The sequence below is a fragment of the Wolbachia endosymbiont (group A) of Melieria omissa genome (assembly GCF_964031125.1).
GTDB lineage: Bacteria > Pseudomonadota > Alphaproteobacteria > Rickettsiales > Anaplasmataceae > Wolbachia > Wolbachia pipientis.
Map to the genome: position 1 here is coordinate 412,315 of NZ_OZ035007.1, position 23,002 is coordinate 435,316.

Consider the following 23,002-nt stretch of genomic DNA (forward strand, 5'->3'; position numbering starts at 1 on the left):
ATTAGTAATATGAAAAAATACATTTTAAATGCTATTATAGCGATAAGTATTCTATTAACAGGATGCAAGGAAGATAAACACGATAATATCATTAGATTTGCAATTTCTGCAGATTATCCACCTTTTGAATATTATGAAAATGGTAAATTTACTGGCTTTGACATTGAGCTTGCTCAATTAGTAGCAAAAGAGTTAGGTAAAGAAGCGATATTTAAAGATATGCAGTTTAGTACTATATTTGCAGCATTGCAAAGTAATTCTGTAGATGCTGCTATATCTACTATTGGTAGCACAGAAGAGCGTGAAAAAAATTTTGATTTTTCAAATAGTTATTATACAGGGGAATTTGGTATTCTATATCACAAAAATAAACCCATAGCCGGTATAAACAACTTAACTCACAAGAAGATAGCCGTTCAACTAGGAACTGTCATGGAAATTTGGCTAAAAGAGCATGTTCCTACAACAGCTCAAATTATTGCTATAGACAATAATAATCAAGCTGTAGAAACATTAAAGTCTGGTCATGTTGATAGCGTCCTAATTGATGAATTCCAAGGTAAAGTATTTAGCAAAAAAAATCCTGGTCTATCATGGTCAGCCATCGCTAAGTCAGATAATGGTTATTCTATTGCTGTGAATAAAGGATCTGATTTAAAGGATAAAATAAACGAGGCGTTAAAAAGTTTAGAAAGTAAAGGTGTAATACAAAAGATAGCAGAAAAATGGCTAGGAGATAACTGATGCAAGAATTAATTTCTAATTTCTTGTTTGTTGGAACAGGCCTTGCCTTTACTTTAAAATTATTGATTGGAGGACTGCTTTTAGGTATGAGTCTAGGAGGGTTATTTTCAGTACTCAGATATAATAAGATCTGTATTCCATTAATTAATGGAATTATATCTGTAATACGTGGCACCCCCCTTATATTACAGTTAAGTGTTGTTTATTTTATGACTCCAACCATTGCAGGAATTAAATTAAACATATTTAGTGCTGGCATTATAGCATTTGGTCTAAATAGCTGTGCTTATATTGCTGAGATTTTACGAGCTGGTATTGAAACTATATCAAAAAACCAGTTTGAAGCAGCTAAAACTTTACAAATACCTAGTTTCTATATGTGGAGAGATATTATATTACCACAAGTTATTAAAAATATTCTTCCTGCAATGATAAATGAGATCATTGCACTCCTTAAAGAAACGGCATTAATCTCTACTATTGGTGGTGTTGATATTATGCGCTCTGCGCAAATGCTTGCAGCAGAACAATTTACTTATTTTATACCACTTTGTCTTGCTGGGGCTTATTATTACGCTCTTGTATTACTAATTGAATATATAGGCAAAAAGATTGAACAGAAAGGTATATATGATAAAAATGCATAATGTTTGTAAATTATTTAATAATATTCCAGTACTTAATAATATTAACCTGATTATAGAACAATCTATAGTTGGTCTTGCTGGTCCTTCTGGTAGTGGTAAATCAACATTGTTACGTTGTATACAAAAACTCGAAGTTTTAGATTCTGGTAGCATTGAATGCAATGATAGTACTGGTTTTGTATTTCAGGATTTTCAACTTTTCCCACATATGACTGTCTGGGAAAATCTTACATATGCTCCCAAACTTAAAAACAAAACTCAGGATCAAAGTGATTCACTACTTGAGTCTTTGGGTATTGCCTCTAAAAAAAATGATTACCCTAGTAATCTATCCGGTGGGCAAAAACAGCGGGTTGCGCTTGCCAGAAGCTTAATGATGAATCCAAGGATTCTATTATGCGATGAGCCAACGTCTGGTTTAGATGTAGCAACAATAGTCGACGTTGTGGAACTATTACAATCAGTTAGAGATATGGGTATTACTATGATTATCGCTTCTCACAATTTGGATTTTTTAACAAAAATATCAGATCGGATTATTCTGTTAAAAAACGGAAAAATAATTGTAGATATCAATCCTAAAGAAATTGATGAACCAACAAACTATTTAAAAAATAATTATTAAAAGAGAATCACTCATATCATACTGAGAGCTATAACAGATCTTAGCATCGAAAATTACATAATGTATATTATGGAAAATAAATTACATAATATAAGAAGCAACGCTAAAAATAAAATCACATAATATAGCAAACTATAGCTAACCCAAGAAAGGTTTTCCTACGTCATACCGCTGCGATATCTCAGCATAGATTCCGCTAACAAGTAGCGGAATGACGAATTTTTGTTTTTCAAACTGTCGGTAAATCTAAGTCAGTTTAGCTATATGTGTCAAGCACTGGGATGACACCCTCCTGATGGGCCAAAATCACAATGTTCGTACAGTTATGGAATGAATCGCGGTATGACGTGTTGCTTTGATCAGCTATAAAGATGATGCTGCGGAAGTTTTTAGTACTTGCTCGCAACTTTCAACAATTTAATAGCACTGGTGTTTACAACCTCTCCGCCGACACGCTTAGTGACAAAAAACCTCACATAAGGTTTATTCGTATAAGGGTCTCTTAATATTCTCATTCCTCTGTTATCTACAATCTTATAAGCTTGTTTGAAATCTGCCATCGCAATTACTGGTAGCTGATTGTTTGGCGCTGGTGGCATATCGGCAGATTGATATACTGGTATTCCCATTAAAGTATCTGGAGCTTCAAGCGACAGACTTGGCTGCCAGAGATACTGACCTGTTTGAGATTTTAGCAGCCTGATATCCTTCAACGTACTCCTATTCATCAAAAATGACGCATTTTTGGAATAATATTCGTCCAGAGAGTAATACAACATCATTATTGAATCACTATCTAATTTTTCAGTTTTAACTTGCTCTATTTTATTATAACTGTTTCCATTTTCATAAGCTAAAATTCCTTTTGGTTGAAAAGTGCCCTCACCCTTAATGAAGGCTTCGCTTTCTTCCTTACTAAAAGTCTCGGCAATCTTTTCCACCAGCCAACTCTCAACATCGACAAACGCATCATCGAGTAACTTTTGTGATATTTGTGGTTGAGCATATAACTCGTAAGTTGTGACGGAAATCTTTTGGATTTTGGGCGTGTCCGTATCTTTTGCAAAATCATACTTAGACTTATTGCCACCGTCCTCATCATCTACTGTTTCACTGCTCCAACCTGCACCGGCGCGGTCAAAATCTTCTATAATGTAATCCAATGTTTCAGTAGAGATTCTTTGACTGGAGCATATTTGTCGCATTGGGGACGAATCAGTTACGCGCTTGTTTATGCGTTTTACAATATGCGGAGTAACTAGATACCCCCGATATCACTGTCATCTCCACTGAGGGTTTTGTGTGATAAACCGCTTTCCATTCCCTTGCGGATATAATCAGAAAAATATTTATCGCTTGTGCTAAAATCTGTATTTACTTCTGGGCGTTGAGCTGCAGTTTCGATCAAGTCTAAACGCTCTTTGCAACTATCAATGGCATTATTTACCTTGCATAGCTGCTCAATTGTTGCAGAATCAGCACGCCCTTTGCTTTCAATTTCTTTTAGTTTGCGATCATTTATTAATTTAAATTGCTCCCATGATGAAGCGAGTTCATTGATACGGTGAGCGATATCGGTAAGTGACATAATAGCCTCCTTTGAAAATGAAATAAAAATGGAAATAAGGTAATAGGAATGGCATCCATAGATGTTTCCCACAGTTGTACGAATATTGCAATATGGTACATAGTAAACGATGTCCATACGCGTCAAGTTAAGGAATGTAGAGAGCTTAAAGTAGATACCCTGGTCTTCCTATATCTGTCTTTCAAAGAAAACTTTGACCAGATTATAGTAAGCTTTTTTAGAAAAATTTTTAAATTATTGACAATATTGTTTAATATCAAAAAGAGCTCTCTAACCCGCCTTTTCAATTCAATAAATGCCTTTGTTAAACTGAGCTCCGTGTTCTTTTTTAGTTTTACACAGCCAACCATTTCGTGAAATACGAGAATAGCACATAATTTTGCGTATAGCTCGCACAATACTCTAAATGGATTTGTCTTTCCTTTTAGTTTATCAAGATTGATATGACTTTTATATAGTTTAAATAGTAATTCGATTTGCCATCTTACTCTATAAACCGTCAATATTTGTTCAGCATTAATTTTACTCTCTGGAACATTAGTTATAAATATTGACCAATCTAATAACTTTTGATTCTTTTGAGAAGATGTATATCCATGTGACTTTGCTAATTTATTAGCCTTTCTTCTTCTAGCCATAGACTGTTCTTCAGTTAGCTTTTGACATATAATTCTTACCTTAATTTTTACTTCCTTTCCTAATAATACTTCTTTTTCTGAAGATAATTGACCTTCTAAATACTCCAATAGCTCTATTTTTTGATTTGTTTCTATATCATATATATTGGTATCAGACTTATAACGACTAACAAAATATGCACCTGCTTCATCAATCTGTTTAAAAGAACTAGGCACAAAGTAGCCCAAGTCAAATATTAGCAAATCATTGGCTGATAAACCGTTCAGATAATCCCTATAACCTTGATCCGACCTTATTCCTTCCATAAAATTTAACTTATCTAGCGCTTGATTCAGGTAATCAAAGACTAACTGTAGCTTTATTCCTGATTTGGTATTATTCTCACAATCTCTATAGCTACTGCCATATCCTTTGTACATATCTTCCATGCTACTGGGCAGGCTAATGTAGCTGCTATCCAATAATTTAACGCTTCCAAATTGCTGTAAAATTTTGCAATCAATCTGTAGACTTTTTTTAAATAAACACAAAGCTTCGTTATACATTTTTTTCATGAACTCAACTGCTTCTTCACTAAACCTAAAATCTAAACCCTGTTTTGTAATTTCTATCGAGTCTTCATTTAGCAATTGGCACATTGTTTCTATGCTGCAATCATCAACTCCTATGTTACCAAAAACCATAGCTTTTATGAATGATGAGCCATTAAGTTTTCTCTTTCTTTTTATAAAACCTACTGCAATTGATATTTCGTCTGCTTTTTCATTAAAGAATTCATTGAGGTCTTTTGATAAGCAAGCTATTCTGTCCATTGTAAGTTCTCTCATTCATATATCCAAGAGAATTTATACCTTATTATTTTCCTTCACTCTATCAACTTTACTTACACTTTTCCTTAACTTGACGCGTATGGTAAACGATGTCATTCCAGTGCTCCCTTTCTTGTCATCCCAGTGCTTGACACTGGGATGGCTTTGTTGCATCGCTAGCTATGATGGATTAAAGATAAAAAAGATAGGGAATATCAGTAGCTTATTATTCTGGTATTTATAACAAGAACGGTCAATGAATACCTAAATTTGAGTAAAAGAAATTTCACTACCATTTACCAATCCGGCTAAAATTCAAGAATTTCAATGCTTTAGCTATTTTCAATAGAATTAAATTTATTAATATAAATAACAAATTACTATTCTTAAATTTGATCAGATTGATTGCAAAAAAACAAGATTTTCAATAGGTTGCTTATAATCCTAACTATAGTTAGCCTTTCATAAGTAGCGATGCAACAAAGCCCACTGGGATCCAGCTTCTATGCAACTTAATTAAAAACGTTTGTTTTAGCGTAAGACAACTACCTTTAGCTCATCAGCTCAGTTATAAGCAAAATTTCTGGATTCCAGTTTCAAGCACTGGAATGACATCATCTGTTGTGCAATTTACCTTTAAAAATGAATGTTCGTACAGTTATGTGCTTGGCACTGAAATGGCATCATTTTTTATCTGTTGAAAATGTAAACCGAAAAATAGCGTGGCACTTTGTGCCACGCTTAGTACTGTAAGCTTAATCCAGTAATTAAATTAAGCGAGGTAAAATAAAAGATAATGACACTATATAATGTTCGTTCTTTTATGTCAAGCACTTTTTTGAATTTTTTTGGTGATAATTTTTATCCAGTTATTTTATTATTGTAGTATAATTTCAATGCCAGATACTATCATTATGATCACTATCTAAATTTAAATCGTAATTATCATCAAATTTATATATCCCCTCCATCTCTTCTCTATGCAATTCATGTGAATCACCTAAAGCTTTTTGATTAGAAACGTCAACACAATACTGTAACAGTGCTCTTAATGCTCCAGCACTATCTTGATCTAAATTAAAATTGCTAAAATCAAATTTCTGCATATTCTCCACATGTCCTTCTCTACATAACCTACATATCTTAGCAAAAGCCCTTTCACTTTCTCGACTCCAAGCATTAAGAAAGTAAGGATCTACTACTTTGCTAAATTGTTTCTCTATCTCTTCAAGAGAGCTCTCTGGATTAAGTTCTAATATTACTTTGAAAATCCCACTGCCATGGAATCCATAAAATTTACTAGATAAGCTATCTTTTACAAAATTAACTGCATCATCTATTGTAACACCAGAGCGAGATTCAAATATCATCTCAAATGCTCCATAACAACTATCAATACCAAAATTAATTATTTTTTCCATAAAATCAATTACCTCTTCTAAGGAAATTTGTGGCTTATTCCTCAAGATAACTTCTAAACTCTTGACAAAATTATGCCCATGCTGACCCATAGCATGGGTTTTCCCATTTATTGTATAATGATATAGCTTCTTATTTTCTATTATATGCTTATTGCACTGGTAGATATGTAGCTTATTCAATTTGCCAGAATATTCCTCTATTTCCTTATCTGGTAATTTTGAGCGGAATTCCTTGATTACTTCGCGTATTATTCTATTGATATTACTCATGCTTATTCCTAATTAATATGTTAGTATTTTTATAAATTAAGTTATTATATTAAAATTCTTTCATGGATTTCAATATTAGCTCCGCACTACTTGTAGTTTTTGTAATGGGTCTGCCAATGACGATATAATCAGCTCCTGAATTTATTGCTTCTTTTGGTGTTGCTGTTCTTTTTTGGTCGTCATGACCTGGATCTATACGAATTCCTGGAGTAATAATTTTAAAGTCTTCACCGCACTCTCGGCGCACTTCTTGAGCTTCTAGTGCAGAACAGACTACTCCATGGAGTCCAATCTTTTTTGCAAGCTTTGCAAGCAAAATTACCTGTGATTTTGCCTCTCTTGCTACTCCAAGCTCGTTTAAATCCTCATTGCTCATACTAGTTAGCACTGTCACTCCAATCAGCTTTATTTTTGTGCCTTGCACTACACTTAGCGCTTCTTCAAGCATTTTTGTTCCACCGCTGATGTGCAGAGTTAACATTTCAACGTTCAGAACTTTTATTACTTCAACTGTTTTAGCTACAGTGTTTGGAATGTCATGCAATTTCAGATCTAAAAAAATTGGTACATTGCATTTTGCAACTTCTTGCACTCCAGAAAGACCTTGAGCAGCAAAAAATTCTAATCCCAGCTTTACCATGCCAACTTTACCACGCAGAGCATTAGCTAGAGAAATAGCCTTATTTAAGTCTTGTGTATCCAGTGCGCATATTATTGGGTTCATTATCTTGCATGATTTATCTTATAATAAGACTCATTGTTGTGTTTTGCAAATACTTTCACTCTGATTACGTTCATAAGATTCTGTCAATAGTGAATTTGGCAATTTGATCGGAGTGGATGAGCGACTTGCATATCCAAGATCCTCCAGTAAACAATCAAACGTTTCCTCTGATGGTGATTCACATCTAGAATCTTCACCTAGCGTGAATTGCATAATTTCCTTCAATATAAACTTTATTTTTTGAGTCTCCTGTAATATTATTTTTCTACTACGATCTCCGATCGCTTCATTATTGTTTACCAATTTTTCTACCTTGTCTACCACAGATTCTAACATTTCCGGTAAATAACCCTTTTTCTCTTCTGCATTTCTCAACAAATCTTCTTCAAGTTGTTCTATTTGACTGTCTCGCTCTAAAAGTAAATTTTTTAAACCTTTTACCTCATTGTTACAATCTTTTCTTATTCCGTCTAACTCAAAAGACTGATTTTCAATTAAACCATTTGCTTCATCTAACTCGTCAAATTTCTTTTCCAATTTTTTAGATAAATTTTCCTTTTCTTTATTGATTTTTCTGATTTCACATTTTAGGTCATCTAATTTTGTATGCAACTTTTTTTCTTTCTCATATAATATATCTCTTTCTTTATAAAGTGTGTCTTCTTTCTTACGTAATATATCTCTTTCTTTATAAAATTTGTCTTCTTTCTCGTATAACTCCCTTATTTCTTTACGTAATTTTTCTACTTCCTCATTCAATTTTTTATTTTCTAATTCTTTGCATTGATTATTGTCTATTTTCCCTTTCAATTCTGTTATACGTTCTTCTTTTTCTTGTAACTGTTCACGTAAACACGAGATTTTAAGATGTAATTCTTCTTCTCGTGCAACAAGCTTATCTATTTCCTCTTTTGTTTTGTCCAATTCATTGTCTATTTCAAACGTACGATTCTTTGCTGTTTCTAATTTTTTCTCTAAAGATTTTTTTTCTTCAAGAAGAGATTCTCTCTCAACTTCTGACTCATTTACTTTCTGATTCAATTTTTTTGCTCTCTTGTCTAAATTTTGCTTTTCTCGAGTTAATTCATGTAATTGATTCTTCACTTCTTTGTTTGCAGCTTCTTCAGCTTCCTTTCCTAGAGTTATTTTATTTTCCAACTCTTGCTCTTTTTGAGCGAATTTATTTCTCTCAATCTCTATTTTCTTATTATTACGAATTATTTTATATAAAAGTGCAAGCACCAAAACAGATAATGTAGCTAAAGCAAGAATTAGAGGAAGAGGCACATTAGAAGTTACAATAAGCGCTAAAGATGTAAGTAACGTAAGAGTAGCTAAGGAACTAGCTACAAAATAAAATGCATTAGCCTCACTAAGCAAATTGCTCATTACTCCCCTCCCCCCCACGTTCAGCAGTCTTGTATATATTTATTAAAATTCTCTTATCTGTGGAGGGGAGTATTTATTTTTATCCTGCACCTACAACAAACTTCCCATCTTCAGTCTGCTAGCTAAAAATGGCTAAGGTTTTATGTATCCAGTGTACAACTGTACTCAAAATGTGTGGTAGCTATTGGTTGGGGTAGAACATATACTGGTATATCCAGAATCACATGAAGCGTCATTCAGCTTACGTGATGGTCTGGATGTGTATTGCTGTGATTCTCCTATAGAATTTTCAATTTTCCCGTTAGTCTGCTTATTCGACACCTTTGTAACATTATGAGTCTTCTTAAAATTTCGACAAATAACCCCAATCCTAGTATTGTCAAGTACTTTACTTCCACAATCTTCTATTTCCTTTAATAAACTAATCAGATTTGCTGGTGAAAAATTCTCATTAGTATTGCGTAAAATTGTGTCAATAAATATATTTTGCAATTCTTTCTTCTGAAAATACTCATTTATTATTTTTTTACGTGTGTCTGTGTCTAATGTAGGAATCTTAATGTGTGTAGACAAACGACCACCCCTAATAAGTGCATCATCTAAAACATTTATACGATTAGTTGCAGCAATCACCGTCACACCTTTTCTAAATTCAAATCCATCCAATTCAGCTAATAAATTATTTAAAGATTCTACATTATTATCACTGCGCATTTTGCCAATGCTATCAATTTCATCTATAAAAATTATACAAGGAGTGTTTTTTTTTGCTTTCTCAAAAACCTTATTTATATTTGACACATTAAGCAAATCAGATCCAGAAACACTTATAAATGCAGATTTGAATCTAGTTTCACTTGCAATCTCCTTAGCAGTCATAGTCTTACCAGTTCCTGGTGGACCATACAAAATGTATCCTTCTCCTTTTTCTAGAGCATTTGGTTCACAAATCCTTATCAACTTTTGTTTTATATCGTTTTGAAGTATAACATCATCAAATGTTATCTTTCCTCTTTCTTCATCTTTTCCATAAAACTTCATCCGCAGCTCTTCTTTTACTTCAACTTTCTTTATGAGACTACCAAGCCTTTCTTCTAATTCCTCTTTTGTTATGAGACTACCAATTAGCTTTTCCATTTCATCGCTAAGCTTCTTACTTAGCTCTTCCATTTCACCTTTTGTTGTAGCATTATTAGCTTGCTTTGAAATTTCATCTAATTTTGCCGTGAAACTACTAATTAGCTCTTCCACTTCATCTTTTTTTGCAGCACTACCCATTAGCTTTACAATTTCATTGTATTGACTACTAAGCCTCTTATTTAGCTCTTTGATTTGAAGCTCTAAGCTTTGTATTATATTTTCTTGCTCTTTAGCTAATCCATTTTTTTCATTAGGTTCTGCTTTTTGTGCATCAAGCTTTTTATTCTGGCTGATCATTTTACATGAAAGTACAAGCACCAGAACAGAAAGTATAGACAAACTCAAAGCAACAGGAAGAGCTACATTAAAGGCTGCAACTGAAGACAAGAACTTAACATAAGGGGCAACAGCAAGTGTCCCAGACGCAAGCAATACCAAAGTAGCAAGAGCACCAGCTATAAGATATGGTGCATTGGTTTTACTATACAAATCCCTCATTATTCCCTCATACTAATAATGATTACAATAGCATGGATATTAAAGGAAGTAAAGCTATAAAAATCAGTATAAGTCTATATTCACTATGTATTTTCCGTCTTCAGTTTCAAGCTCAGACTGCATCCACTCTATCGTTTCCGCATTGCAAACTGCCTGCAAATCATCCTGTGCAGATTGATTCAATTTATCCTCTCGTAGATCTGCTTTTATCATCAACTTTTTTATCAGATGCTTAACTGATACATTATTATCTGCCTTTATCTTTCTGATAATGTTTAATATCTGAATAACATTATCTCCCATTTCCTCTGAATATTTATCGTAGATAAGTTCTTCTTTGCTCGGCCAATTACTTTGATTGTGTACAGAATTATAACTATACAATTGGTGGTATATCTCTTCTGTAATGTAAGGCAAGAAAGGTGCAAATAACCGCAAAATAATATTCAGTACATACGCCAAGCTTTGTTTTGCACTTAAACTGCTTCCGTACGCACGTTTTTTTACTAACTCCAAGTAACTATCACAAAAATCCTTCCAAAAAAATTCCTCTATTACGCCCAAAGCTTCGCAGTATTCAAATTGTAATAGGTTGTTCGTTGCTCTTTCTATAACTTTGTATAACTTAGACAATATCCACTTATCCATTGTCTCGTGAGCAGAATTTATGCTCATCACTTGATGCTTTTCCATGAACATGGAAACGAACTTGCTAGCGTTCCAAAGTTTTGTAACGAGGCGCTTGCCAATTTTGAATGTATTTTCAGAGTAGACTGTATCAACTCCAAGCCTTGAGTTCGCTGCCCAATAGCGCACTACATCAGCTCCATAAGTTTCAAGTATTACATGAGGAGTAATGATGTTACCCTTTGATTTACTCATCTTTTTCTTATCATCTGCTAAACACCAACCGCTGATCATAATGTTTTTCCAAGGTAAAGAATTTGCATGATAATGTGCCTTTAAAATAGTATAAAAAGCCCAAGTTCTTATTATCTCATGGCTCTGGCTGCGCAGATCTGCAGGAAATATCGTATCATAGCGATGATTTGGTAAGCTAAACTCACTGTTTACTGCTAGTGCACTTAGTTGAGGAGTAATTGAACTTGTGGCCCAGGTATCCATTACATCTTGATCTGGGATAACCTCTTCTTTGCTATACCCTTTTGGCAAATCTTTCAATGGATCTATAGGCAGGTCCTTTATCTCAGCTAGAATAATTTTACCTTCTTCTCCCTTACGGTTGGAATACCACGCTGGAAATGGCACACCAAAATAACGTTGCCTTGAGATGCACCAGTCCCAATTTAGCCCTTCTATCCACACTTCCATACGTTTACGCATAGTAGCTGGATGCCAATTGCATTCTTTTACTTTATCTAATACTTGAGCTTTTTGCTCTAAGGTCTTGATAAACCATTGATAAGTAGGCAATATCTCAAGTGGTGCACCAGATCTTTCTGCACACTTAACAGAATGAGAAATGTTAGTGCTTTCTACCAAAAGTCCTTTTTCAGTTAGGATTTCGATTATCCGCTTTCTTGCTGCTGTAACTTTCAATCCATTTATTTCATTTAGTATATCGTCTGTCATCCGAGTAGCTGACACTGGGATCCATTCTTCTTTCTGATCACACCCACCTTCCTTTGTCATCTGAGTAGCCCTTTCTCCTGTCATCCCAGTAGCCCCTATGGTGTCATCCCAGTGCCCAGACACTGGGATCCATTCTTCTTTTTTCTGACCATACGCTGACATGATATCTTCCTCTGTCATCGCTGGCATTGGCTCTTTTTCCTGGATTCCAGTGTCAAGCACTGGAATGACATCATCTAGGTCCATCCTTCCATCCTGATCGATGATAATTTTCATCGGTAGATTATGCTTTTGCTGCCAATATATGTCGAGTTCATCACCGAATGTACAACACATAACAAGCCCGGTGCCTTTATCTATTTTAACCTTATCATCTGCTATTATTGGAACTTTCTCCTCTGTTATTGGCACTACCGCTGTTTTTCCGATCAGATGAGTGTAGCGCGTATCCTCTGGATGACAAAAAACTGCAACACATGCAGGAAGTAACTCAGGCCGCGTAGTTGCAATGTTGATCTGCTCATTTTCTTGAGTAGAGAAAACTATCGTGTTTAAGGATGACTCAAAAACTTTATCTTCTATTTCTGCTTGCGCAATTGCGGTTTTATCAACCGGGTCCCAAAGGATGGGCTGCATTTTTCTATATGCATATCCCTTATTATATAGATCAATAAACGACATCTGTGAAAGCGTCACAGTTTCCTTGCTGATCGTGTGATATTCCAAATCCCAGTCATAACTAATGCCGACCGATTTAAATAGTTCCTTGAATTCTTGCTTTGATTTTTCAATAACCTCATGGCACATCTCTATAAATTTTTCCCTGCCAACTTCTTTTGCGCGGGTTTTATAGGTTTGCTCAACCAATCTTTCAGTGGGAAGCCCATTATCATCAAACCCAATTGGGTAAAACACATCTTTTCCCAGCATGCGCTGAAACCTTGCAATAAAGTCCGTGTGGCAATAGCTAAATATATGGCCGATATGGAGTTTTCCTGATATTGTCGGTGGAGGCGTGTCTATAGTGAAAGTGTTATCCTTTTCACCATTCCATTTATAAACTTTACTACCTTCCCATAATATGTTGCATTTGTCTTCAACTTCTTTAAAGCCGTATTTTTCTTTTAACATAAATATTTCTCAATTTTAAACTTTAAGCTAGCAACGTCATACCGCCGCGGTATCTCTAGATCCCGCTAACAAGCAGCGGAATGACGATGGTCGGTAAACCTAAATTACTTTAGCTATAGCACAATTACGGCAATTTTACGCCAAAATTTTTTGTTTACGAACATAAATTTTCTATGCTATGATAAAAATATTACTTGACCTTAGGTTCTAAGGGTATTATGTAATGTTAAGTTATAATTGAGGTTCGTTATGCTAAGCTTAAAGAATGGTACAATATAGGTTGCCGATGATAAAATAGTGCTTGTTATAAAAAAAGATGATTATGAAGAATTTAAAAAGTATAAAAACGTAGATAAGAGTGGTGCTATAATTGATGACAAGTTTTATGTGGGCTGTACGCTAAATGATCAACAACTATATATTACTGGTTCTTATCCTCAAGAAGAACTAGGAGATAATACAATCATGAATGTAAAATCCGTTGGGAAAAAGGGTGGCAAATATTTTAGTCGCCTAGAAGAAATGAAAAATCTGTTAGGCTTTAACGATGAGAAAGAGGAGATTATGGTAAAAGCCCTATCTTGCCATCCCACAGTACAATTGTTAGAAGAGAAAAATGTTAAAACAACAGAATTCGAAGCTGCAGAAGAGCAGTTAAAGGGGAAAAATGAAGAATTAGAAGCTGCAAAGAAGAAAGCTGAGGAGGAATTGAGAATTAAAACACAAGAATTACAAGATCAATTGGACACAGCTCAGCAGGAAAAACAAGACTTAGAAGCTGAAGTGGAAAAACTAAAGGCAATAGATTCTACAGCGTTGCAGCAGCAGTTAGAAGAGAAAAATGCTAAAATAACAGAATTGGAAGCATTAGATGCTGTGGCGTTACAGCAAAAGTTAACAGAGAAAGAGAATGAAATGACAGCATTAAAAGCTCAACCAGATGCTGCTGTTACGAAGTTAGAGGGTGAAAAAACAACACTAACAAATAAAATAAAAGATTTAGAAGCACAGTTAAACAACCAACCAAATGCTGCTCAGTTAAAAGCCAAAGAGGATGAAATAAATAAACTAAATGATGAAGTTGCGCAGTTAAAGGCAGCACCAAATGATACTGCTGCTCAGTTAAAAGCCAAAGAGAATGAAATAATAGCATTAAAAGATCAAGTTCAGCAGTTGCAAGCAGCACCAAATGATACTGCTGCTCAGTTAAAAGCCAAAAAGGATGAAACAAAAGACTTACAAAATCGATTGACTGAAGCTGAGGAGAAAAATAGAAAACTAGAAGATAAAAGCAAAACAACTGAGCAACCAAAACAAGGCAATGGAGCACGGTACACTGCTACTGTTGGTATGGGTCTTGCTGCTGGACTGATAGCATTTACTGCACTTGAACGTACAGTTAAGTTAGAGATGTTAGTAATGATTGGTATAGCAGTAGCATCTGCACTCGTAGCCGGTGGTATTACATATGCAGTATTACCTAGTACTCAAGTAGATGGGGCAAAAGCACAAGAAGTAAATGAGAATGGGAAAAAGAAGTAACAAGGGTTAAGCCGAAATGTACGTGTCAAGTAAAACACTTGACGCGAACTTCAGTTTTTATATTCCTTCATTAGCATAATATAATTTTGTGCTGATTGTGTAATATGTTTAATTTCTTCATTCGACATTTTTTTGAAGAATTTTGCTGGCCTGCCAGCCCATATTTCCCCACTTTTTATCACTTTTCCGTGTGTTACCAGTGAGCCAGCAGCTACCATAGCTTCAGGCTCCACAACTGCATGGTCCATCACGGTAGAGCCCATACCAATAAACGCCTTATCATGCACCGTGCATGCGTGCAACACACAAAAATGTCCCACTGTTACCATGCTGCCAATAATTGTGTCACCACCTGGGTTTCTATCCACATGAATTACCGTTCCATCTTGAATATTTGTTCCATTACCTATTTTTATTGATCCAACGTCCCCTCTGATTACACAATTAAACCAGATGCTTGCATCTCTTCCTATTTCAACCTTGCCTATGATATGCGAACCACCTGCGATGAAAGCACTTTCGTCTATTTTTGGTTCATAATCTTTGTATTTTAAAATGTGATACATATTAAGCCCAAAGTCTTATGCATATGTTAATCAAAATAAGGTAAGCAGTAAATACATACTTAGATTTCAAACTACTTGGGTGACAGATGTTCTTGACTTACGTGCTTTGTACTGCTAAGATTTTTATTTTCAGCCCTATCTATAATGTCAGTAGCGGTATTAAGTATATTTCAAATAATATTGGTTGTTGTGTTAGTAATCTTAGTGCTCTTGCAGCCGCCTGGAAGTAGTTCGTTAAGTGGTTTTAGTAATACACAACAGGGGGTCAATTCGATGATTCCGGTGAAATCTTCTGAAAACCCGCTCAGCAGAATAACGGCTATTGTTGCTGGATTGTTTATTATAAACACATTGCTATTGTCAGGATTATGTTCAAAAGACGTACATAAAAAATCGATCGCAGAAAAAATTATATTAGAAAAAAAGCAAGAAAGTGAATCTACTTCTGTTCCATTTGAAAATTAATGAAGGAAGCTAAATTTATCTTTGTCACAGGTGGAGTTGTGTCATCGCTTGGTAAAGGCTTAGTTGCTTCGAGTGTTGGTGCGCTTCTTCAAGCTCACGGTTTTAAGATCCGTATCAGAAAACTTGACCCGTATCTCAACATTGATCCTGGGACAATGAACCCAACTCAGCACGGAGAGGTATTTGTTACCGAAGATGGTGCTGAAACTGATTTGGATCTTGGGCATTATGAGCGTTTTACTGGAATTAAAGCAACAAAAGATGACAATATAACAACTGGTAAGATATATCATGAGTTATTGAAGAAAGAGAGGCGTGGTGATTATCTGGGCAAAACTGTGCAAGTCATTCCTCATGTAACAGATTTGATCAAATCGTTCATTTTTAATGGTACGGAAGGTTTAGATTTTGTAATATGTGAAATAGGTGGAACTGTAGGTGACATTGAAAGCCAACCATTTTTGGAGGCTATACGCCAAGTTAACTACACATTAGGAAAACAAAGAGTTATCCTTATTCACTTAACTTTAATACCATATCTTACCGCAGCGCAAGAATTAAAGACAAAGCCAACGCAGCATTCAGTTCGAGAGTTAAATTCCGCGGGGTTACAACCAGATATTATATTATGCCGCAGTGAGAAAGAAATTTTCGATAATCAAAGAGAGAAAATAGCTAAGCTTTGCAATGTTTCTTTATCCAATGTGATACCTGCTCCTGATGTGAGTCATATATATGAGTTACCGGTGTTGTATAGCCAATGTGGGCTTGATACGCAAATTTTGGAGCACTTTCATTTAAGTAAGCCAAGACCAAGCTTGACTGAATGGGATCAAATAGTGCATTCCATAAGGCACCCAACACAGGAAGTTACTGTGTCTATAGTGGGAAAATACACCGAATTCCCTGATGCGTATAAATCACTAGTTGAAGCATTAAATCATGGTGCGATTAGTAATAAAGTCAAAGTAAGGATAAATTGGGTTAACTCAAGAGAGAAGGAAGAAAAACCTATAAATGAAAAACTTATAGGAGAGAAATTACAGAATTCTCATGCAATCCTTGTTCCAGGGGGGTTTGGTGATGACGGAGTAGAGGGTAAAATATTAGCAATAAATTATGCCCGTACAAATAATATCCCATTTTTCGGAATTTGCCTTGGTATGCAGCTTGCAATTATTGAGTTTGCTCGTAATGTTGTTAAGCTTGAAGATGCACACTCTGAAGAATTTCGTAACTGTAAACATCCAATCGTTAAGTTAGCTGGCGATCAAGATGACGATCTTGGTGGAACCATGAGACTTGGGGCATACAAATGTAATATAAATGCAAACTCTAAAATGATGGATGCATATAGTAACACTACTATTTCAGAAAGACACAGGCATAGGTACATAATCAATTCAGATTATAAAGATGACTTAGAAAAAAATGGGCTGTTATGCAGTGGCATATCAGAAGATGGAACGTGCATAGAGGCAGTGGAGTTAGAGAGTCATCCGTGGTTTATTGGTGTGCAGTTTCATCCAGAATTTCAATCAAAGCCGTTTTCTCCTCATCCTCTTTTCGTGTCGTTCGTTAAAGCAGCAATTGATAAGAAATAAGTGCCTAGTGTTTAAGTATCAATATATGGAGCTTGCCATAGAGCAAGCCAAACTCGCTCAAAAAAATGATGAGGTGCCCATAGGTGCTGTAATAGTGAGTGGAGACAATATCATTTCTTCTGCACACAATATATCCAGCGATCCAACTGCACATGCAGAGATGTTAGCGATCAGACAAGCATTTTCAACTCCCACGCTTTGTGATGCTGATATGTACGTAACATTAGAACCATGTCCGATGTGTGCTCAAGCTATTTCCTTTGCCAGAATTAAACGATTGTACTTTGGAGCTTATAATCCAAAAGGTGGAGGAATTGAAAATGGTGCTAAGATATTTCAATTTTGCAGCCATATACCTGAAGTTTATGGTGGGATATTAGAAACAGAATGCTCTTTTTTGTTAAAGGATTTTTTTGAGAAACTAAGGAACATTTGATAAATCGTCATGCTACTTGTTTTCCGATACAAAATCGTCATCCCGCTACTTGTTAGCGGGATCTATGCTAGGAGATACCGTGACGGTATGGCGGTTAAGTAATTCGTCATTCCAGCGCGTGACGCACAACTATACAAACATTGTCCACCAGCAGGGTGTCATCCGAGTAGCTGACACTGCCCTCCTTTGTCATCCCAGTGCCCTGACTACTTGGATCCAGAAGACTTAATTTTAACCAAGTGGCTGCATAATAAAGGCTGGATTCCAGTGTCAAGCACTGGAATGACATTACAGGGACACTGGGATGACATCATCCTTTTCTCTGGATTCCAGACTGGAATGACAGCCATACGCGTCAAGTTAAGAGATTGTGAGCAAATTTAGAGAGGTTAAAGTGGATACTCTAGCCCTTCTACGTTTGTCTTTTAATGAAAATCGCGACCAAGTTATAGTGAGTTTTTTAAGAAATGCTTTTAAACTATTAATTTTGGTTAATACTAAAAATAACTCTCTAACCCGCCTTTTTAGCTCAATAAATGCCTTTGTTAAGCTAAGTTCTGTATTCTTTTTCACTTCTGTGCAACCAACTATGCCGTGAAATATAAGAATTGCGCACAATTTAGCATATAGTTCACATAATACTCTGCATGGCTTTCCTTTTAGCTTATCAAGCCTGATATGGCTTTTATACAATTTAAATAATAACTCAATTTGCCACCTTACTCTGTAAATCGTTAATACTTGCTCAGCACTAATTTTATTTTCTGGAACATTAGTTATAAATATTGACCAGTTCAACAATTTTTGATTTCTTTTAGAGGATGTATATCCCTGCGATCTTGCTAATCTATTAGCTTTCCTTCTTCTGGCCATAGACTGTTCTTCAGTTAGTTTCTGACATATAATTCTTACTCTAATTTTTGCTTCTTTTCCTAACAATACCTCGTTTTCTAAAAATAACTTATCCTCTAAACATTCTAATAACTCCATTTTTTGATTTGTTTCTACATCATATATGTTGGTATCGGATTTATAACGACTTATGAAATAAGCTCCTATTTCATTGATTTGTTTAAAAGAACTTGGCACAAAATAACCGAGATCAGATATTAGCAAATCATTGCTTAATATATTACTTAAATGTTTCCTATATCCCTGGTCTGATCTTACCCCCTCCGTTAAATTAAGTTGGTCTATTATCTGATTCATGTAGTCGAAAACTAATTGTAACTTTATTCCAGACTTAGTATTGCTTTCATAGCCACTGTAGCTAGTACCATAACCTTTATACATCTCTTCCATACTGTTAGGTAGAGTAATATAGCTACTGTCCAATAATTTAACACTATTAAATTGCTGTAAGATTTTGCAATCAACTTGCAAGATATTTTTAAAGAGAATCACAGATTCATTATACATCCTTTTCATAAATTCCACTGCTTCTTCAGTAAATCTAAAATCCAAACCTTGTTTTGTTATATCTATCGAGTCCTCGTTTAGTAATTGACACATTGTTTCTACGCTACAATTATCAACTCCTATATTACCCAAGACCATGGCTTTTACGAATGATGAACCTTTTAGCTTTCTCTTTCTTTTTATAAACCTTGTTGTAATTGAGATTTTCTCTGCTTTTTCATTAAAAAATTCTTTGAGCTTTTTTGATAAGCAAGTTATTTTATTCATTGGTTCTCTCACTAAAAGTATATCTGGGAGAACTTATACCTTATTATTCTATCTCTTTCATACCTTTATTTCCTTAACTTGACGCGTATGCTTTTTTGAACATTCCCGGAAATGCAGAAAAAAAATGTTCAACATTATATCAGGAGTCCTTGTCGTTTTAATCTGCACAGATTGCGAAGTTAAATGAAATAGCTTCACTGTTATGATAAGGGCGCTGGCGAAGGGTGTCAAGCAAGTTTTTCGTTTCTATATGCGCTACCTTAAGACTTCAACGTCTTAACGCACCTAACTCCATCTGCATATAAATTTGCATGGCTCTTTCCAGTATTAAGCAATGCAAATCCAATGTTGTCTACACTAGAGCGCAGTTCCCCTATTTCCTCATTATTTTCATTTGTCACTTTAGTGCCAATATCTGGAAGTGCGTTATCTCCCTCAACAAGGTAAAGTTTTCTTCTGAATATTTCTTGTCTGCTCATTCGATTTACGACTTCCTGACCTATATAACACCCCTTATTAAAGCTTATACCGTTTACTTTATCGATTAAAAATTGCAGTGGAAATGATGAATTCTGCACCATATCTTTCGCTCCATCTGGAACGAGATTTTGAATTCTAACTTTTTCATACTGAGTAAAATCCCCAACCGGCTCTTTTATTTCATCTTTATGTATGATCCTCATTCCTAGCAGCTTGTGCCTTGGATCTTGAAAAATAACTTGTGACTTACCACTACACTCCGCCAACTTAGTATTAAACAAAACTCCAACCTTATATAGTGCGCTAACGTCTTTAATTTTCACTTTCAAATAAGTTTTAAGCAAATCCAGTTTCTCGATTATTTGCTGCAAGTGCATGTTTTCGCACTCCAAGAGGGTGTATTTACCATATTCAATAAGAAAAAAATCATATAGATATTTTCCCTGAGGGCTAAGCAATAAAGAGTAAATGGCTTTTTGGCTATCCAACTTATTAATATCATTGGTTATAATACCCTGCAGAAAATCTCTAGTGTCAGGCCCATATAGCACTATCACACCACGACTTAAAAATGGTATATAACTCATGAAATCTCTATAAATAAATCTAAATTTTATTATATAACATTAGGCTCTTTTAGAAACTGCTTTTGGCGTGCATATTTTATAATGGCGTGCATATTTTACAAGCTCCAGCCCTTGAAATCTAACTTACGAGTATATATATATAAACTTATAAGTTAATTTGTTGATGAGGAAAAACAAATGTCAAGTATAAGTTTAGATGTATTAGATGATAGCGTGCTGATCAAGCCTATTAGCGAAGAAAAGCAAGGTGGAATTGTGCTTCCATCAAGTGCTGAAAAGAAACCTACTAAAGGTGAAGTTATAGCAATTGGTGAAGGTTCACGCAATTCAAGTGGCGAACGCGTAACTTTAACTGTGAAAGCTGGTGATAAAGTGTTCTATCGCCAATGGGCTGGTACAGAAATAGAACATAATAATGAGAAGCTTATCGTGATGAAAGAGTCCGATATACTTGCTGTCATTAAGTAGCAGTCTTTATTTTACTAAACTGAAACAAAGCGCAACATAGCGCATTGTAAATGATTTTATTATAGTTTTCTAAATTTTTTATTAACAAGAGGTGATAAAAATGACTAATGTAGTAGTATCAGGTGAGCAGTTGCAAGAAGCCTTTCGTGAAGTTGCAGCAATAGTGGATTCAACGGTAGCAATAACTGCAGGACCTAGAGGAAAAACAGTAGGGATTAATAAGCCCTATGGAGCACCAGAAATTACAAAAGATGGTTATAAGGTGATGAAGGGTATCAAGCCTGAAAAACCATTAAACGCTGCGATAGCAAGCATCTTTGCACAAAGTTGTTCTCAATGTAACGATAAAGTTGGTGATGGTACAACAACGTGCTCAATACTAACTAGCAACATGATAATGGAAGCTTCAAAATCAATTGCTGCTGGAAACGATCGTGTTGGTATTAAAAACGGAATACAGAAGGCAAAAGATGTAATATTAAAGGAAATTGCGTCAATGTCTCGTACAATTTCTCTAGAGAAAATAGACGAAGTGGCACAAGTTGCAATAATCTCTGCAAATGGTGATAAGGATATAGGTAACAGTATCGCTGATTCCGTGAAAAAAGTTGGAAAAGAGGGTGTAATAACTGTTGAAGAGAGTAAAGGTTCAAAAGAGTTAGAAGTTGAGCTGACTACTGGCATGCAATTTGATCGCGGTTATCTTTCTCCGTATTTTATTACAAATAATGAAAAAATGATCGTGGAGCTTGATAATCCTTATCTATTAATTACAGAGAAAAAATTAAATATTATTCAACCTTTACTTCCTATTCTTGAAGCTATTGTTAAATCTGGTAAACCTTTGGTTATTATTGCAGAGGATATCGAAGGTGAAGCATTAAGCACTTTAGTTATCAATAAATTGCGTGGTGGTTTAAAAGTTGCTGCAGTAAAAGCTCCAGGTTTTGGTGACAGAAGAAAGGAGATGCTCGAAGACATAGCAACTTTAACTGGTGCTAAGTACGTCATAAAAGATGAACTTGGAATCAAGATGGAAGATCTCACGCTTGATGATCTTGGTACGGCTAAAAATGTTAAAATTACTAAAGATAATACCACAGTTGTCAGCGAAAACAGCGATTCTGACAGTGTGAAAGCTAGAATCGAGCAGATTAAATCTCAAATTGAAACTTCAACTTCTGATTATGATAAAGAAAAGCTAAGAGAACGTTTAGCGAAATTATCAGGTGGCGTTGCTGTGCTCAAAGTTGGTGGAGCAACTGAAGTGGAAGTTAAAGAACGTAGAGATAGAGTCGAAGATGCGCTGCATGCAACAAGAGCTGCAATTGAAGAAGGCATAGTTCCAGGTGGTGGAGTTGCGCTTCTTTATGCTTCATCTGTTCTCGACAAATTAAAAGGTGCAAGTGACGAAGAGCAAATAGGCATAAACATTATCAAGAAAGTTCTCAGTGCTCCAATTAGAAGGTTAGTTAAAAATGCTGGTCTTGAATCTGCTGTTATAATTGACTATTTGATTAAGCAGAATGATAAAGAGCTTATATACAACGTTGAGGCTATGAATTACGCTAATGCATTTACAGCTGGTGTGATTGATCCAGCAAAAGTGGTGCGTATTGCTTTTGAAACAGCGGTATCTGTTGCGAGTGTGCTGATAACTACTGAATCTATGATAGTTGATGTACCAAGCAAAGAAAATGCTTCATCTCCTATGGGTGCAGGAGAAATGAGTGGCATGGGTGGATTCTAAGTAGAATGAAACCGTGGAGCAATTGCTCCACGGTAGTTCCAAAAAATCTCACATTTTACTATTCGTTAAAGGTAATACGTTTGGTGCAGAAATGCACTACTGTTTGCATCCGTTTCACTCCTTTATATTGTGGTTGTCTAATAACAAAAAGGCAGCATAAGAAAACTATAACCCCTAGTATATTTATACTATAGCTGACC

At 35.2% G+C, this 23,002-nt stretch carries 20 protein-coding genes and 1 pseudogene; 10 read left to right on the forward strand and 11 right to left on the reverse strand.

Going from position 1 to position 23,002, the window contains the following annotated elements:
- Nucleotides 1-9: 9 nt before the first annotated feature.
- From ACQH2Q_RS01815 to ACQH2Q_RS01825, 3 genes are read left to right on the forward strand one after another with little or no spacing between them, the layout of a single operon-like run.
- Nucleotides 10-744, forward strand: coding sequence for a substrate-binding periplasmic protein (locus ACQH2Q_RS01815; RefSeq protein WP_077188142.1), 735 nt, complete (start codon nt 10-12; stop codon nt 742-744).
- A complete protein-coding gene (locus ACQH2Q_RS01820; RefSeq protein WP_007548901.1) occupies nt 744-1,391 on the forward strand; it encodes an amino acid ABC transporter permease in 648 nt (215 codons plus the stop codon). Before ACQH2Q_RS01815 ends, ACQH2Q_RS01820 begins: the two co-directional genes overlap by 1 nt.
- Nucleotides 1,375-2,016 (forward strand): amino acid ABC transporter ATP-binding protein, encoded by a 642-nt coding sequence (locus tag ACQH2Q_RS01825; RefSeq protein ID WP_077188144.1) that lies wholly within the window; start codon nt 1,375-1,377, stop codon nt 2,014-2,016. The genes ACQH2Q_RS01820 and ACQH2Q_RS01825 overlap by 17 nt, the downstream gene beginning before the upstream one ends.
- A 389-nt stretch (nt 2,017-2,405) precedes the next feature.
- Here ACQH2Q_RS01825 and ACQH2Q_RS01830 read toward each other — a convergent pair whose 3' ends face one another.
- The 8 genes from ACQH2Q_RS01830 to ACQH2Q_RS01865 form a co-directional block, all read right to left on the reverse strand.
- On the reverse strand, nt 2,406-3,263 hold the full coding sequence (locus tag ACQH2Q_RS01830) for a phage major capsid protein (RefSeq protein ID WP_425383609.1): 858 nt from the start codon (nt 3,261-3,263) through the stop codon (nt 2,406-2,408).
- An 11-nt stretch (nt 3,264-3,274) separates the two neighbouring features.
- Nucleotides 3,275-3,604 (reverse strand): hypothetical protein, encoded by a 330-nt coding sequence (locus ACQH2Q_RS01835; RefSeq protein ID WP_425383545.1) that lies wholly within the window; start codon nt 3,602-3,604, stop codon nt 3,275-3,277.
- Between the two features lie 122 nt (nt 3,605-3,726).
- Nucleotides 3,727-5,055: an IS4-like element ISWosp9 family transposase gene (locus ACQH2Q_RS01840; protein WP_155969615.1), complete on the reverse strand. Its 1,329-nt coding sequence runs from the start codon at nt 5,053-5,055 to the stop codon at nt 3,727-3,729.
- 890 nt (nt 5,056-5,945) lie between these two features.
- Nucleotides 5,946-6,743, reverse strand: coding sequence for a hypothetical protein (locus ACQH2Q_RS01845; protein ID WP_007548904.1), 798 nt, complete (start codon nt 6,741-6,743; stop codon nt 5,946-5,948).
- 49 nt (nt 6,744-6,792) lie between these two features.
- Entirely contained in the window at nt 6,793-7,467 is a 675-nt protein-coding gene (pyrF, locus tag ACQH2Q_RS01850) for an orotidine-5'-phosphate decarboxylase (protein ID WP_264339403.1), read from the reverse strand.
- Between the two features lie 30 nt (nt 7,468-7,497).
- Nucleotides 7,498-8,856 (reverse strand): hypothetical protein, encoded by a 1,359-nt coding sequence (locus ACQH2Q_RS01855; RefSeq protein ID WP_425383546.1) that lies wholly within the window; start codon nt 8,854-8,856, stop codon nt 7,498-7,500.
- Between the two features lie 165 nt (nt 8,857-9,021).
- Complete coding sequence (locus ACQH2Q_RS01860) at nt 9,022-10,494, reverse strand: AAA family ATPase (RefSeq protein ID WP_425383547.1); 1,473 nt, start codon at nt 10,492-10,494, stop codon at nt 9,022-9,024.
- A gap of 63 nt (nt 10,495-10,557) precedes the next feature.
- Entirely contained in the window at nt 10,558-13,218 is a 2,661-nt protein-coding gene (locus tag ACQH2Q_RS01865) for a valine--tRNA ligase (protein WP_264339407.1), read from the reverse strand.
- A gap of 297 nt (nt 13,219-13,515) precedes the next feature.
- Here ACQH2Q_RS01865 and ACQH2Q_RS01870 point away from each other — a divergent pair, with 297 nt between their 5' ends.
- Nucleotides 13,516-14,760: a hypothetical protein gene (locus ACQH2Q_RS01870; protein WP_425383548.1), complete on the forward strand. Its 1,245-nt coding sequence runs from the start codon at nt 13,516-13,518 to the stop codon at nt 14,758-14,760.
- A 50-nt stretch (nt 14,761-14,810) separates the two neighbouring features.
- On the opposite strand, the gene ACQH2Q_RS01875 is transcribed toward ACQH2Q_RS01870, so the two are convergent.
- The gene (locus ACQH2Q_RS01875; RefSeq protein ID WP_010962614.1) at nt 14,811-15,326 is read right to left on the reverse strand and encodes a gamma carbonic anhydrase family protein; all 516 of its coding nucleotides are present in this window, start codon (nt 15,324-15,326) and stop codon (nt 14,811-14,813) included.
- A gap of 144 nt (nt 15,327-15,470) precedes the next feature.
- Here ACQH2Q_RS01875 and secG point away from each other — a divergent pair, with 144 nt between their 5' ends.
- The 4 genes and pseudogenes from secG to ACQH2Q_RS01895 form a co-directional block, all read left to right on the forward strand.
- The gene (secG, locus tag ACQH2Q_RS01880) at nt 15,471-15,791 is read left to right on the forward strand and encodes a preprotein translocase subunit SecG (RefSeq protein ID WP_007548880.1); all 321 of its coding nucleotides are present in this window, start codon (nt 15,471-15,473) and stop codon (nt 15,789-15,791) included.
- Nucleotides 15,791-17,395: a CTP synthase gene (locus ACQH2Q_RS01885; protein WP_264706087.1), complete on the forward strand. Its 1,605-nt coding sequence runs from the start codon at nt 15,791-15,793 to the stop codon at nt 17,393-17,395. Before secG ends, ACQH2Q_RS01885 begins: the two co-directional genes overlap by 1 nt.
- Before the next feature lie 25 nt (nt 17,396-17,420).
- Nucleotides 17,421-17,831, forward strand: a complete 411-nt coding sequence (locus ACQH2Q_RS01890; protein ID WP_015588966.1) for a nucleoside deaminase — start codon at nt 17,421-17,423, stop codon at nt 17,829-17,831.
- Between the two features lie 180 nt (nt 17,832-18,011).
- A pseudogene (locus tag ACQH2Q_RS01895) lies at nt 18,012-18,119 on the forward strand (WPE palindromic element domain-containing protein); the annotation flags it as partial.
- Between the two features lie 72 nt (nt 18,120-18,191).
- Here ACQH2Q_RS01895 and ACQH2Q_RS01900 read toward each other — a convergent pair.
- Both ACQH2Q_RS01900 and ACQH2Q_RS01905 read right to left on the reverse strand, forming a co-directional pair.
- Entirely contained in the window at nt 18,192-19,517 is a 1,326-nt protein-coding gene (locus ACQH2Q_RS01900; protein WP_264339118.1) for an IS4 family transposase, read from the reverse strand.
- Nucleotides 19,518-19,777: 260 nt separating this feature from the next.
- Nucleotides 19,778-20,584 (reverse strand): YgfZ/GcvT domain-containing protein, encoded by an 807-nt coding sequence (locus ACQH2Q_RS01905; RefSeq protein ID WP_155968877.1) that lies wholly within the window; start codon nt 20,582-20,584, stop codon nt 19,778-19,780.
- 186 nt (nt 20,585-20,770) lie between these two features.
- Between ACQH2Q_RS01905 and ACQH2Q_RS01910 the strand changes: the two genes are divergently transcribed.
- Nucleotides 20,771-21,052, forward strand: a complete 282-nt coding sequence (locus ACQH2Q_RS01910) for a co-chaperone GroES (RefSeq protein ID WP_425383610.1) — start codon at nt 20,771-20,773, stop codon at nt 21,050-21,052.
- Nucleotides 21,053-21,152: 100 nt separating this feature from the next.
- The gene (gene groL, locus ACQH2Q_RS01915) at nt 21,153-22,802 is read left to right on the forward strand and encodes a chaperonin GroEL (protein WP_010962503.1); all 1,650 of its coding nucleotides are present in this window, start codon (nt 21,153-21,155) and stop codon (nt 22,800-22,802) included.
- Nucleotides 22,803-23,002 lie beyond the last annotated feature (200 nt).